Origin of the sequence: Micromonospora sp. WMMD1128, assembly GCF_027497235.1 — a bacterium.
In the GTDB taxonomy this organism is placed as follows: domain Bacteria; phylum Actinomycetota; class Actinomycetes; order Mycobacteriales; family Micromonosporaceae; genus Micromonospora.
In genome coordinates this window covers 3541383-3557056 of the sequence record NZ_CP114902.1, presented here as the reverse complement: position 1 = coordinate 3557056, position 15674 = coordinate 3541383, and the positions used below count along the sequence as shown (strand labels likewise).

Genomic DNA, 15674 nt, shown 5'->3' with positions numbered 1-15674 from the left:
GGCGTGCTGAGCGGTGTCACGTCAGGAGATGCCGAGCTCTTTGTCGATCAGGTCGAACATCTCGTCGTCGCTTGCGGTGTCGATGCGGTCGGCGACCGACGCGCCGTCGCTCCGGGCGGCGTGCACCCGGGCGAGCAGGGTCTGCAGGCGGGTGGCGAGCGGGCCGAGCGCGTCCGGTCCCAGGCCGGGCATCCGCGCCTCCAACCGGTCCAGGTCGGCCAGCGGTGAGCCGTCCGCGGGCGCTCCGACCGGGCCGGTGGCGGTCGGTGCCGGGACGACCCGGCCGAGCAGGTGCCCGGCCAGCGCGGTGGGCGTCGGGTAGTCGAACAGGACGGTCGCCGGCAGCCGTACCCCCACCGCCCCGGCCAGCCGGTTGCGGAACTGCACCGCGGTCAGCGAGTCGAAGCCCATGTCGAGGAAGCCGCGCTCCGCCTCGATGCTCTCCGGCCGGTCGTGCCCGAGCGCGGCGGCCATCGTGCCGCGGACCAGGTCCAGCAGGACCCGGCGCCGGTCGTCGTCGCCGAGCGTCGCCAGCCGCCGAGCCAACGCCTCGGCGTCCGCCGCGGCCGTCTGCGCGATCCGCCGGGCCGGCGCCCGGACCAGGCCCCGCAGCAGCGGCGGCACCGTCCCCGCCGAGGCCCGGGCGCGCAGCCGGGTCAGGTCGAGCCGGACCGGCACCAGGGCGGGCCGCTCCGGCAGCCGCAACGCGGCGTCGAAGAACGCCAGCCCCTGCGCGGCGGTCAGCGGCACCACGCCGGACGCCGCGATCCGGGCCGCGCCGGCCGGGTCGAGCGTCTCACCCATGCCCGCCGCCCACAGGCCCCAGGCAAGCGAGCTGGCGGGCAGCCCTCGGGCGTGCCGGTACGCGGCGAGGCCGTCCATCCAGGCGTTCGCCGCCGCGTAGTTCGCCTGTCCCGGACCGCCGAGCGTGCCGGAGACCGACGAGTACATGACGAACGCCGCCAGGTCGTGCCCCTGGGTCAGCTCGTGCAGGTGCCACGCCGCGTCCACCTTGGGTCGCATCGCGGTGGCCAGCCGGCGCGGGTTCAGGCCGGTCACCATGCCGTCGTCGAGCACCCCGGCCGCGTGCACCACCGCGGTCAGTCGCCGTCCGGCCAGCAGCGCCGCCAGCTCGCCCCGGTCCGCGGCGTCGCAGGCGGCGATGGTGACCTCGGCGCCGAGCGCGGACAGCTCGGCACGCAGCTCCGCCGCGCCGGACGCGGCCGGTCCTCGGCGGCCGGTCAGCAGCAGCCGCCGGGCGCCGTGCGCGGTGATCAGGTGCCGGGCCAGGAGCGCGCCGAGCGCACCCGTGCCGCCGGTGATGAGCACCGTGCCGTCCGGGTCGAGCGCCGGCGCGTCACCCCCGGCCGGCGGCACGGCCGCCAGCCGGGGCACCACGATCTCCCCGGCCCGGATCGCCAGTTGCGGCTCCGCGCCGGCCAGGGCCCGCCGGAGCAGGTCCGCCGGCAGCGCCGCCGCCGGCACGTCCGAGTCGAGCAGCCAGAACCGGTCCGGGTGCTCGCTCTGCGCGGTGCGCACCAGCCCCCAGACGGCGGCGGCCGAAAGATCAAGGACATCTTCCCCGGTACGGGTGGAGACCGCCCCGCTCGTGACGATCGCCAGCCGGGTGTCGTCGAGCCGGTCGTCGCTGAGCCACCCCTGCACCAGTCGCAGGACGTCCTCGGTGGGCCCGTGGTCGGCGGCGGTCCGGCCGGGCGGCACCACTGCCACCACCACCGGCGGCCGGCCGGTGTCCCCGGCCACCTCGTCCGGATCCCGGTAGACGGTCGCGCCCGGCAGCTCCCGCAGCGCGCCGATCCGGTCCGGACCGGCGTCACCCGCGCCGGCGGCGGTCCAGGTCGTCGCGTACAGCGGGTCGGCGACCGCGACCCGGGCGCCGGCGATCTGCGCCCGGGTGACCGGCCGGGCGGTCAGCGACTCGACCCGCACCACCGGGGCGCCGGCGCCGTCGACCGCGGTCAGGGTCACCGTGTCCGGGCCGGTCGGGGTGACCCGCAGCCGGAACCGGGTGGCCCCGGTCGCGTGCAGGGTCACGCCGCTCCACGCGAACGGCAGCAGGATCTCCCCGTCCGCGCCGTTGTCGCGCGCGGCGACGTCCAGCAGCATCGGGTGCAGGGCCGCGTCCAGCAGGGCCGGGTGTACGCCGTACCCGGCCGGGTCCGTCCCGGCGGGCAGGGCGACGTCGGCGTAGAGCGTCTCGCCGTCCCGCCACACCGCTTCCAGGCCGCGGAAGCGGGCCCCGTAGCCGTAACCGCGGACCGCGAGCGCGTCGTACAGGCCGTCGAGCCGCACGCTCTCGGCGGTCGGGGGCGCGGCGGTGTCCTCGGGGGCGGCGGTCGCGGCGTCGGTCGCGGTGCCGGTGGCGTGGGTGGTCCATTCGGTGCCGGCCGGGGCCTTCTCCGGCCGGGAGTGGATGGTGAGCGTGCGGTCGCCGTCGTCGCCGGCCGGGCCGACCTGCACCCGCAGGTGGACGGCCCCCTGCTCGGGCAGGATCAGCGGGGCCTCAAGCGTCAGCTCCCCGACGCCGTCCGCCCCGGCCTGGCCGGCGGCGTACAGCGCCAGCTCGACGAAGCCGGTCGCCGGGAGCAGGACCGCGTCGTGGATGGCGTGGTCGGCCAGCCAGGCGTGGGTGGCGAGGCCGATCCGACCGGTGAAGAGGTGGCCGCCGTCGGGCAGCTCGGTCGCGGCCGACAACAGCGGGTGGTCGGCGGTGGCCAGGCCGAGGCTCGCGGCGGTGCCGGTGGTGGCCGGGCGCAGCCAGTAGGGCTGGCGTTGGAAGGGGTAGGTGGGCAGGTCGGTGTGTCGGCCGGCGGGTGTGGTGGTGGTCCAGGTGGTGTGGTGTCCGGCGGCGTGGAGCGCGGCGTGGGCGTGCTGGCCGAGGTGGGCGGCGGTGATGGTGGCGGTGGTGTCCTCGGGGAGGCAGGCGTGGGTGAGGGCGCTGAGGGTGTTGTCGGGTCCGAGTTCGAGGTAGGTGGTGACCCCGGCGGCATCCAGGGTGGTGATCATGTCGCGGTAGCGGACGGCGTCGCGGATGTGTCGGGTCCAGTAGGCGGCGTCGAAGGCTGGGGCGATGTCTCCGGTGCGGTTGGAGATGACCGGGATGGTGGCGGGGTGGTAGGTGACGCTGTCGGCGATGGCCTGGAATTCGTCCAGGATGGGGTCCATGTGGGGGGAGTGGAAGGCGTGTGAGGTGGTCAGTTTCTTGGTGCGCCGCCCTCGTCCGGCCCAGTGCACGGCGATCGCGGTGACGGCGTCGGTGTCGCCGGAGATGACGGTGCTGGTGGGGGAGTTGAGTCCGGCGATGGAGACCTTCTCCGGGTCGAGCATCGGCGTCAGCTCGTCTTCGGTGGCCTCGATGGCGATCATCGCGCCGCCGGGTGTGGCGGCTTGCATGAGTCGTCCTCGGGCGGTGACCAGCAGGGCGGCGTCGGGGAGGCTGAGCACGCCGGCGAGGTGGGCGGCGGACAGCTCGCCGATCGAGTGTCCGGTGAGGTAGTCCGGGGCGATGCCCCAACTGGTGACCAAAGCGTGCATTGCCACGTGCGTGGCGAACAGGGCGGGTTGGGTGTAGCGGGTCTCGTGGACGGCGTCGACCATGGCCTCGCGCAGCGGCCGGTCGAGGTGCTTGTCCAGTTCGACGCACACCCGGTCGAAGGCTTCGACGAAGACGGGTTCTTCGCGGTGCGCCATCTCGGGGTGTTGGCTGCCCTGGCCGGTGCACAGGAAGGCGACCTTCCCGGCCGGGCGCGCGATGCCGCGTACCAGTGCGGGGTGGGGGTTGTCGGCGGCGAGCGCGGTGAGCGCTTCGCGGTGGTCGTCGAGGATGACCGCGCGGTGGGTGTGCTGGGCGCGGCGGGCGAGGGTGTGGGCGACGTCCGCGTCCGCGTGGCCGTCGACGTGCTCGCGCAGCCGCGCGGCGGACTCCCGCAGCGCCTCCGCCGTGCGGCCGGAGAGCAACCACGGCACCGGCGTCCCGGCCGGCTCCGGCCCCTCCACGTCCGGTGCTTCCTCGATGATGAGGTGGGCGTTGGTGCCGCTGATGCCGAACGACGAGACGCCGGCCCGGCGCGGTGACCCGTTGCGCTTCCACGGTTGGGCCTCGGTGAGCAGCGCGACGTCGCCGGAATCCCAGTCGACGTGCGGGGACGGCTCGTCGACGTGCAGCGTCTGCGGGAGCAGGTCGTGGCGCAGCGCCTGCACCATCTTCACCACCCCGCCGATGCCGGCGGCGGCCTGCGCGTGGCCGATGTTCGACTTGATCGACCCCAGCCACAGGGGCCGGTCGGCGGGCCGGTCCTGGCCGTACGTGGCGAGCAGCGCCTGGGCTTCGATGGGGTCGCCGAGGGTGGTGCCGGTGCCGTGCGCCTCGACGGCGTCGACGTCGGCGGGGGTGAGCCGGGCGTTGGCCAGGGCCTGGCGGATGACACGTTGCTGGGACGGGCCGTTGGGTGCGGTGAGGCCGTTGCTGGCGCCGTCCTGGTTGACCGCCGACCCGCGGATGACGGCGAGGACCGGGTGGTTGTTGCGGCGGGCGTCGGAGAGCCGTTCGAGCAGGAGCATGGCGGCGCCCTCGGCCCAGGCGGTGCCGTTCGCGCCCGCGGCGAAGGACTTCGCCCTCCCGTCCGGGGCGAGCCCGCGCTGCCGGCTGAACTCGATGAACATGCCCGGCGTCGACATCACCGCCGCCCCACCGGCCAACGCAAGATCGCACTCGCCGCCGCGCAACGCCTGACCGGCCAGGTGCATCGCGACCAGCGACGACGAACACGCGGTGTCGACGGTGACCGCCGGGCCCTCCAGACCGAACGTGTAGGCGATCCGGCCCGACGCCACGCTCGTCGTCGTGCCGGTCAGCAGGTGACCCTCGACGCCCTCACCGCCGGTGTGCAGCAGCGACAGGTATTCGTGGGCGGACACCCCGGCGAAGACGCCGGTGGCGGTGCCCCGCAGCGTCGCCGGGTCGATACCGGCGCGTTCCAGGGCCTCCCACGAGGTTTCCAGCAGCAGCCGCTGCTGCGGGTCGATGGCGAGCGCCTCCCGTGGGCTGATCCCGAAGAACTCCGGGTCGAAGCGGTCCGCGTCGCGTAGGAAACCACCGTGCCGCACGTACGTCTTGCCGCTGGCGTCCGGGTCGGGGTCGTAGAGGTCGTCGACGTCCCAGCCCCGTCCGTCCGGGAAAACCCCGACCGCGTCGACCCCGCCGGCGAGCAGCTCCCACAACGCCTCGGGGGTGTCCGCGCCGCCCGGGAACCGGCAGGCCATGCCGACGATGGCGATCGCCTCGTCGTCGGGACCCGTGGCGCGGGCGGGTGCCACGGCGACGGCCCGGTTCGCCGGGGCGTCGGCGAGGCGTCCGTGCACGAACTCGGCGATCGCCGCCGGCGTCGGGTAGTCGAAGACCAGGGTGGCGGGCAACCGCAGCCCGGTCGTCGCGCTCAGCGCGTTGCGGAACTCCACCGCGGTCAGCGAGTCGAGGCCCATCTCCAGCAGCGCGCGGGAGGCGTCGATCCGGTCCACGTCGGTGTGGCCGAGCACCTCGGCGACCCGGGCGCGGACCAGATGCAGGACGGTACGTAGTTGCTCGCCCGCGGGCCGCCCGGCCAGCTGACCGCGCAGCGCCGCGCCGCCGGTCCCGGCGTCGGTGGCGGCCCGCCGCTGCGGGGCACGCACCAGCGCCCGGAAGACCGGGGGCAGACCACCGGCGGCGGCCCGGGACTGCAACGTGCCGTGGTCGAACAGGGCGGGCACCAGGGTCGGCGCCCCGGTGGCGAGCGCGGCGTCGAAGAGCGCGAGCGCCTCCGCGGCGGGCAGCGGCAGCACGCCGGTCCGGCCGATCCGGGTGGAGTCGGCGTCCGGAAGCGCCGCGCCCATGCCGCCGCCGTCAGTCGGGGCCCACAGCCCCCAGGCCAGCGAGGCCGCCGGCAGCCCGCGCGCGTGCCGGTGGGCGGCGAGCCCGTCCAGGTACGCGTTCGCGGCGGCGTAGTTGGCCTGCCCGGCGCTGCCGATCGTGGCGGCGACCGAGGAGTAGAGCACGAACGCCGCCAACGGGCGGTCCGCGGTCAGCCGGTGCAGGTGCCAGGCGCCGTCGGCCTTCGGGCCCAGCACCGCCGCCAGGCCGTCGTCGTCGAGTGCGCCGACGGTGGCGTCCCGCAGCACGCCGGCGGCGTGGATCACCCCGGTCAGCGGGTGGGCGTCCGGGATCGCGGCGAGCAGTGCGGCGAGTTGGTCCCCGTCGCCGGTGTCGCAGGCGGCGACGTCGGCGTGCGCGCCCAGCTCCGCCAACTCCTCGACGAGCCGGCCGGTGCCGGGTGAGTCCGGGCCGCGGCGGCTGGTCAGCAGCAGCCGGCGCACGCCGTACCGGACGACGAGGTGCCGGGCCAGCAGCGCGCCCAGCGCCCCGGTGCCGCCGGTGATCAGGACGGTCCCGGCCGGGTCGAACCGGCCCTCGACGACCGGCTCGGCCGGGCGGTCGGTGGTGACCAGTCGGGGGACGAAGGCCCGGCCGGCGCGGAACGCGATCTGCGGCTCCTCGGCCGCGAGCGCCTCGGCCAGCGGCTCCGGTGCCAGATCCGCGAGGGCGGCGTCGGCGTCGGCGAGCACGAACCGGCCGGGATGTTCGGTCTGCGCGCTGCGCACCAGACCCCACACCGCCGCCGCGGGCAGGTCGGTGACGTCCTCGGCGTCCTCGGTGGCGATCGCGCCCCGGGTCAGCAGCACCAGCCGGCTGCCGTCCAGCCGGTCGTCGGCCAGCCAGTGCCGGATCAGGTCGAGCGCCGCCCGGATCGGCGTGCGGTCGTCCGGGTCGGTGGCGGACGGCAGCGGGGCCAGCACGATCGGCGGTACGGCGCCCGCGTCGGCGAGCGCGGCCGGATCCGGGTGGACCGGCACACCGGCCGGACCGGCACCCGGCGCGCCGAGCACGGCAAGCGCCGCTGCCCCGGCCGACGCCGCGTGGGTCCCGGCCGCGGGCGCGGCGGTCCCGGCCAGAGGCGCGGCGGTCCAGGCGAGGCGGTACAGCGGCGGCCGGGCGTCCGGACGGGACGCGGCAAGTTGCTCCGGCGAGACCGGGCGCATGGTGAGGGCGTCGACCGCCAGCACGGGCGCGCCGGTCGGGTCGGCCATCAGCAGCGACACCGTGTCCGGTCCGGCCGGGGTGACCCGGATCCGCAGCGCGGTGGCGCCGATCGCGTGCCGGCTGACACCGGTCCAGGAGAACGGCAGCCGCACCGTCCCGCCGTCGTAGCGGAAGTTCAGCGGGTGCAGCGAGGAGTCGAAGAGGGCCGGGTGCACGCCGTACGCCTCCGGCCCGGTCCCGTCGGGCAGCCCGGTCTCCGCGTAGATCGTCTCGCCGTCCCGCCAGGCCGCCCGCATGCCCTGGAACAGCGGTCCGTAGTGGTAGCCGCGCTCGGCGAACTCCCGGTAGAAGCTTCCGGTGTCGAGCGGGGACGCGCTGGCCGGCGGCCACGCCGCAAGCGTTTCGGCGGGCCGGGGCGTCTCGGCGGTGAGCGTGCCGCTGGCGTGCCGGGTCCACGCGGCGCCCGGCGCGGCGTCCTCCGGTCGGGAGTGGACGGTGAACCTCCACCGCCCGCCCTCCGCGGCGCCCGTGCTGACCCGCAGGTGCAGTGCGCCCTGCTCGGGCACGGCGAGGAAGACGTGGTGGGTCAGCTCCTCGACGGCCGCCGCGCCGATCCGGTCGGCGACCTCCAGGAGCAGGTCGATGAACGCGACGCCGGGCAGGACCACGGTGCCGTGCACGGCGTGCTCGACGAGCCACGGGTGGGAGCGCCGGGAGATCCGCCCGGTGTAGAGCCGGCCGTCACCGTCGGGGAGTTCCACCTCGGCCTGGAGCAACGGGTGGGTGGCGTCGTGCTGGCCGAGGCTGCTCGGGTCGCGCGGGGTGGCCGGTGCGGCGAGCCAGAACGGCTGGTGCTGGAAGGCGTAGGTGGGCAGGTCGAGGTGCCGGCCGGGCGGGGGCGTGGTGGTCCAGACCGTCTCGCGCCCCGCCGCGTGGAGCGCGGCGTGGGCGTGGTGGCCGAGGTGGGCGGCGGTGATGGTGGCGGTGGTGTCCTCGGGGAGGCAGGCGTGGGTGAGGGCGCTGAGGGTGTTGTCGGGTCCGAGTTCGAGGTAGGTGGTGACCCCGGCGGCATCCAGGGTGGAGACCATGTCCCGGTAGCGGACGGCGTCGCGGATGTGTCGGGTCCAGTAGCCGGCGTCGAAGGGCGGGGCGATCTCGCCGGTCCGGTTGGAGATGACGGGGATCGTCGCCGGGTGGTAGGTGACGGTCTGCGCGATGGCCTGGAACTCGTCCAGGATGGGGTCCATGTGGGGGGAGTGGAAGGCGTGTGAGGTGGTCAGCTTCTTGGTGCGTCGTCCCTGCCCGGCCCAGTGCACGGCGATCTGCGTGACGGCGTCGACGTCGCCGGAGATGACGGTGCTGGTGGGCGAGTTCAGTCCGGCGATGGACACCTTCTCCGGGTCGAGCATCGGCGTCAGCTCGTCCTCGGTGGCCTCGATCGCGATCATCGCGCCGCCTGAGGTGGCGGCCTGCATGAGTCGTCCCCGGGCGGTGACGAGCAGCGCGGCGTCGGGCAGGCTCAGAACTCCGGCGAGGTGCGCGGCGGACAACTCACCGATCGAGTGCCCGGTCAGGTAGTCCGGCGTGATCCCCCAGCTCGTGACCAGGGCGTGCAGGGCGACGTGCGTGGCGAACAGGGCGGGTTGGGTGTAGCGGGTTTCGTGGACCGCGTCGACCATGGCCTCGCGCAGCGGCCGGTCCAGGTGCTTGTCCAGTTCGACGCAGACCGCGTCGAAGGTTTCGACGAAGACCGGCTCGTCGCGGTGCGCCATCTCCGGGTGCTGGCTGCCCTGGCCGGTGCACAAAAATGCGACCTTCCCGGCCGGGCGCGCGGTGCCGCGTACCAGTGCGGGGTGGGGGTTGTCGGTGGCGAGGGCGGTGAGCGCTTCGCGGTGGTCGGCGAGGATGACCGCGCGGTGGGTGTGCTGGGCGCGGCGGGCGAGGGTGTGGGCGATGTCGGCGTCCGCGTGGCCGTCGAGGTGGTCGCGCAGCCGGTCGGCGTTGTCCCGCAGCGCCTCCGGCGTCAGCCCGGAGAGCAACCACGGTGACCCCACCGGCGAGCCGGCCGCGCCCTCGCCGGACGGCGCCGCCGGAGCCGGGCCTTGCTCCAGGACGAGGTGCGCGTTGGTGCCGCTGATGCCGAACGACGACACCGCGGACCGGCGCGGCCGGCCGGTGTCCGGCCAGGCCCGCGACTCGGTGAGCAGGGCGACGCTCCCGGCGTCCCAGTCGATGTGCGGGGACGGCTCGTCGACGTGCAGCGTCTGCGGCAGCACGCCGTGACGCATGGCCTGCACCATCTTGATCACCCCGCCGATGCCGGCGGCGGCCTGCGCGTGCCCGATGTTGGACTTCAGCGAGCCGAGCCACAGCGGCTGGTCGTCGGGCCGGTCCTGCCCGTACGTGGCCAGCAGCGCCTGGGCTTCGATCGGGTCGCCGAGGGTGGTGCCGGTGCCGTGCGCCTCGACCGCGTCGACGTCGGCCGGTTCCAGGCGGGCGTTGGCCAGGGCCTGGCGGATGACCCGCTGCTGGGCGGGACCGTTGGGGGCGGTGAGGCCGTTGCTCGCGCCGTCCTGGTTGACCGCCGACCCCCGGATGACGGCGAGGATCGGGTGCCCGTTGCGGCGGGCGTCGGAGAGCCGTTCGAGCAGGAGCATGGCGGCGCCCTCGGCCCAGGCGGTGCCGTTCGCGCCCGCGGCGAAGGACTTCGCCCGGCCGTCCGGGGCGAGCCCGCGCTGCCGGCTGAACTCGATGAACATGCCCGGCCCGGCCATGATGGTCGCGCCGCCCGCGAGGGCCAGGTCGCACTCGCCGCCGCGCAACGCCTGACCGGCCAGGTGCATGGCGACGAGCGACGACGAGCAGGCCGTGTCGACGGTGACCGCCGGGCCCTCCAGGCCGAACGTGTAGGCGATCCGCCCGGACGCCACACTCGTCGTCGTGCCGGTGAGCAGGTAGCCCTCCACCCCCTCCGAGCCGGTGTGGCAGAGCGAGACGTACTCCTGGGCGGACACCCCGGCGAAGACGCCGGTGGCGGTGCCGCGCAGCGTCGCCGGGTCGATGCCGGCGCGTTCCAGGGCCTCCCACGAGGTTTCCAGCAGCAGCCGCTGCTGCGGGTCGATGGCGAGCGCCTCCCGTGGGCTGATGCCGAAGAACTCCGGGTCGAACTGCTCGGCGTCGTAGACGAAACCGCCCGCCCGCACGTACGTCTTGCCGCCGGCGTCCGGGTCGGGGTCGTAGAGCTCGTCGGCGTCCCAGCCCCGGCTCGCCGGGAACCCGCCGACCGCGTCGACCCCGCCCGCGACGAGGTTCCACAGCGTCTCCGGGGTGTCCGCGCCGCCCGGGAACCGGCAGGCCATGCCGACGATCGCGATCGCCTCGTCGTCGCCCGCCCGGGTCCGCCGAACGGTCCGGGTCGGGAACTCGGCACCCGCGTCGGACAGCTCGGCGGTCAGGTGGGCGCCGAGCGCCGCAGGTGTCGGGTAGTCGAAGATCAACGTCGCGGGCAGGGCCAGCCCGGTCGCCTTTCCCAGCCTGGTCCGGAACTCGATCGCGCTCAGCGAGTCGAAGCCGAGTTCCTGGAACTGCCGGTCGGCGTCCACGGTCGCCGCCGACGCGTGCCCGAGCGCGCCCGCGACCTGCGCGCACACCAGGTCGGTGAGGATCCGCCGCCGCTCCGGCTCCGGCCGCCCGGCCACCTGCCGGCGTAGTTCGTCACCGCCGGCCTGGCCGCCGCGGGCCGCCCGCCGGGCCGGCGCGCGCACCAGACCGCGGAGGATGGCCGGCAGTTCGCCGCCGTCGGCCAGCCGGCGCAGCGCCGCCAGGTCCAGCCGGGCCGGCACCAGCGCGGGCCGGTCCCCGGCCAGCGCCGCGTCGAACAGTCCGAGCCCTTCCGCCGGGGTGAGCGGGACGATCCCGCCCCGGGCGACCCGGGCCGCCGCCGCCTCGTCCAGGGTCGCGCCCATCCCGTCGTCCCCGGTCGGCGCCCACAGCCCCCAGGCGAGGGAGACCGCCGGCAGCCCGTGCGCGCGCCGGTGCGCGGCCAGTCCGTCGAGCGCGGCGTTCGCGGCGGCGTAGTTGCCCTGCCCGGCCGTCCCGAGCGTCCCGGCGATCGACGAGTAGAGCACGAACGCGGCCAGGCCGGAGTCGGCGGTCAGCTCGTGCAGGTGCCACGCCGAGTCCACCTTCGCCGACAGCGTGGCGTCCAGGTGCTCCGGGGTGAGCGACGTGAGCGCGGCGTCCCGCAGCACCCCGGCGGCGTGCACCACGGCGGTCAGCGGGTGCGCGGCGGACACGGTGGCGAGCAGCTCGGCGACCCGGTCGCGGTCGGTGAGGTCGGCGGCGACGATGTCCACGTGCGCGCCCAGCCCGGTGAGGGTGGCCCGGAGCGCGGTGGCGCCCGGGGCGTCGGGTCCGCGGCGGCTGGTGAGCAGCAGGCGGGTGACGCCGTGGCGGGTGACCAGGTGGGTGGCCAGGAGCGCGCCGAGGGCGCCGGTGCCACCGGTGATCAGGACGGTGCCGTCCGCGTCGAGCGGGGTCGGGACGCCGCCGGTCACGGCCGTCACCCGGGGCGCCAGGACCCGGCCGTCCCGCAGGGCGACCTGCGGTTCGTCGCCGTCGGCGAGCCGGGCGAGCAGATCGCCGTCCGGGTCCTCGTCGGCGTCGACAAGGACGACGCGTCCGGGATGCTCGGCCTGGGCGCTGCGGGCCAGGCCCCAGACGGCCGCGCCCACCAGATCAGAAACATCGTCGCCGGTACGCGCCGCGACCGCGCCCCGGGTCAGCAGAAGCAGCCGGGCCTCGGCCGGCCGGGGCGCGTCGAGCCAGCGTTGGAGGAGCCCCAGGACGGCCGCGACCGGCCCGTGGTCGGGTCGCTCGCCGGCCGGCACCCGCACGGCGATCCGGTCCGCGAGCTCCGCGGGCCATCCGTCCTCCGCCAGCAACTCCACCGGAGCGCCCACGGCGGCGCCCGGACCCGGCCGGGGCACCCAGTCCACCCCGTACAGCGGCAGGCCGGTGTCGGGCCGGGCGGCGGCCAGTTGCGCGGCCGACACCGGGCGGGTGATCAGCGAGTCCACCGTCGCCACCGGCGCGCCGGTGCCGTCGGCGATGGTCAGCGCCAGCCGGTCCAGGCCGGACACCACGATCCGGACCCGCAGCGTGTCGGCGCCGACCGCGTGCAGCGCGATTCCGCCCCAGGTGAACGGCACCCGCACCTGGCCGGCGTCCGGGTCGTCCTCGGGGCGCAGCGCGGAGCCGACCGCGATCGGGTGCAGGGCCGAGTCGAGCAGGCCGGGGTGCAGGCCGAAGTCGCCCGGGTCGGCGCCCTCCGGCAGCGACACCTCCCCGTAGATGGTGTCGCCGTCCCGCCACGCCGCCCGCAGGCCCAGGAAGAGCGGGCCGTAGCCGAAACCGGCGCCGGCCAGTCGCCGGTAGAGGTCCGCGACGTCGATCTCCGTGCCCGGGGGCGGCCACTCGGTCAGCCCGGCCGGCGTCGCGTCCGGGTCGGCGACGGCCAGGACGCCGGTGGCGTGCCGGGTCCAGTCCGTGCCGGGCGGCGCGTCCTCGGACCGGGAGTGGACGCTGAACGTACGCCGGCCGGCGTCGTCGGCCGCGTCCACGGAGACCCGCAGGTGCAGCGCGCCCTGCTCGGGTACGGCCAGGAAGACGTGGTGGGTCAGTTCTTCGATCAGGTCGCAGCCGACCCGGCCTCCGGCGTGCAGCAGCATGCCCACGAACGCGGCACCCGGCACGACGAGCGCCCCGTGCACCGCGTGCTCAGCGATCCACGGGTCGGTACGCGCCGAGATCCGGCTGGTGAAGAGGTGGCCGTTGCCGTCCGGCAGTTCGACCTCGGCCTGGAGCAGGGGGTGCGCGGCGGTGGCCTGGCCCAGGCTGGCGGCGTCGTGCGGGGTGTCGGAGGCGTCGAGCCAGAACGTCTGCCGCTGGAACGGGTAGGTGGGCAGGTCGATGAGGCGTCCGGCGGGTGTGGTGGTGGTCCAGGTGGTGTGGTGTCCGGCGGCGTGGAGCGCGGCTTGGGCGTGCTGGCCGAGGTGGGCGGCGGTGATGGTGGCGGTGGTGTCGTCGGGCAGGCAGGCGCGGGTGAGTGCGCTGAGGGTGTTGTCGGGTCCGAGTTCCACGTAGGTGGTGACCCCGGAGGCGTCCAGGGTAGACACCATGTCGTGGTAGCGGACGGCGTCGCGGATGTGTCGGGTCCAGTAGGCGGCATCGAAGGCCGGTGCCACCTGGCCGGTCCGGTTGGAGATGACGGGGATCGTCGCCGGGTGGTAGGTGACGCTGTCGGCGATGGCCTGGAAGTCCTCCAGGATCGGGTCCATGTGGGGGGAGTGGAAGGCGTGTGAGGTGGTCAGTTTCTTGGTGCGCCGTCCCTGTGCGGCCCAGTGGGCGGAGATGTCGGTGACGGCGTCGACGTCGCCGGAGATGACGGTGCTGGTGGGCGAGTTCAACCCGGCGATGGAGACCGTGGCGGGGTCGAGCATCGGCGTCAGTTCGTCTTCGGTGGCCTCGATGGCGATCATCGCGCCGCCCGCGGTGGCGGCCTGCATCAGTCGTCCGCGGGCGGTGACGAGGAGCGCGGCATCGGGCAGGCTCAACACGCCGGCCAGGTGCGCGGCGGACAGTTCACCGATGGAGTGCCCGGTGAGGTAGTCGGGGGTGATCCCCCAGCTCGTGACCAGCGCGTGCAATGCCACGTGGATGGCGAAGAGGGCGGGTTGGGTGTAGCGGGTTTCGTGGACGGCGTCGACCATCGCTTCGCGCAGCGGCCGGTCGAGGTGCTTGTCCAACTCCGCGCAGACGGCGTCGAAGGTTTCGAGGAAGACGGGTTCGTCGCGGTGGGCCATCTCGGGGTGTTGGCTGCCCTGGCCGGTGCACAGGAAGGCGATCTTCCCCGTCGGGCGCGCGGTGCCGCGTACCAGGGACGGGTGTGGGGTGTCGGCGGCGAGGGCGGTCAGTGCCTCGTGGTGGTCGGCGAGGATGACCGCGCGGTGGGTGTGCTGGGCGCGGCGGGCCAGGGTGTGAGCTACGTCGAGGTCAGCCTTGCCGTCGACGTGGTCGCGCAGCCGTGCGGCGGACTCGCGCAGCGCCTCCGCCGTGCGGCCGGAGAGCAGCCATGGCACGGGTGTCCCGACCGATGGCGGCTCCTCGACGGCGGGCGCTTCCTCGATGATGAGGTGGGCGTTGGTGCCGCTGATCCCGAACGACGACACGCCGGCCCGACGCGGGGACCCGTTCGGCGTCCACGGCTGGGCCTCGGTGAGCAGCGCGACGTTCCCCGCCGACCAGTCGACGTGCGGTGACGGGGTGTCCACGTGCAGCGTCTGCGGCAACACACCGTTGCGCAGCGCCTGCACCATTTTGATCACCCCGCCGACCCCGGCGGCGGCCTGCGCGTGCCCGATGTTGGACTTCAGCGAGCCGAGCCACAGCGGCCGGTCGTCGGGCCGGTCCTGGCCGTACGTCGCCAGCAGCGCCTGCGCCTCGATCGGGTCACCCAGGGTGGTGCCGGTGCCGTGCGCCTCCACCGCGTCCACCTCGGACGGCTTCAGTCGGGCGTTGGCGAGGGCCTGCCGGATGACCCGCTGCTGGGACGGGCCGTTGGGTGCGGTGAGGCCGTTGCTCGCCCCGTCCTGGTTCACCGCCGATCCCCGGATGACCGCCAGGATCGGGTGCCCGTTGCGCTGGGCGTCGGAGAGCCGCTCCAGGAGCAGGATGCCGGCGCCCTCGGCCCAGGCGGTCCCGTCGGCGGTGGCGGAGAACGACTTGCACCGCCCGTCCGGGGCGAGGCCGCGCTGCCGGCTGAACTCGATGAACATGCCCGGCCCGGCCATGATGGTCGCGCCGCCGGCGAGCGCCAGGTCGCACTCACCGCCGCGCAGCGCCTGACCGGCGAGGTGCATGGCGACAAGCGACGACGAGCACGCGGTGTCGACGGTGACCGCCGGGCCCTCCAGACCGAGCGAGAAGGCGATCCGGCCGGACGCCACGCTCGTCGTCGTGCCGGTCAGGACGTACCCGTCGACGTCCGCCCCGCCGGTGTAGCACAGCGACGCGTACTCCTGGCTGATCGCCCCGACGTAGACGCCGGTCCGGCTGCCGTGCAACGTCGCCGGGTCGATGCCGGCCCGTTCCAGGGCCTCCCACGAGGTTTCCAGCAGCAGCCGCTGCTGCGGGTCGATGGCGAGCGCCTCCCGTGGGCTGATCCCGAAGAACTCCGCGTCGAAGCGTTCGGCGTCGTAGAGGAAACCGCCGTGCCGGGCGTACGACCTGCCGGCCGCGCCCGGGTCCGGGTCGTAGAGGCCGTCCAGGTCCCAGCCCCGGGTGACCGGGAAGCCGCCGATCGCGTCCACGCCGCCCTCGACGAGCGACCACAGCGCCTCCGGGGTGTTCGCCCCGCCCGGGAACCGGCAGGCCATGCCCACGACGGCGATCGGCTCCTGCCGGTCCGCCTCCGCCTTGCGTAGTTGCCGCCGGGCCTGGGCCAGGTCCGCCGTCACGCGCTTCAGATAATCGCGAAGCTTTTCCTCGTTCACGAACAACCTCGATATCTTCCAGGCGG

General features: G+C 75.1%; 1 protein-coding gene. It reads right to left on the bottom strand.

The window, feature by feature from the left end; all coding sequences use genetic code 11:
• Window positions 1-21: 21 nt before the first annotated feature.
• Window positions 22-15612, bottom strand: a complete 15591-nt coding sequence (locus tag O7602_RS16110) for a type I polyketide synthase (RefSeq protein ID WP_281583460.1) — start codon at window positions 15610-15612, stop codon at window positions 22-24.
• Window positions 15613-15674 lie beyond the last annotated feature (62 nt).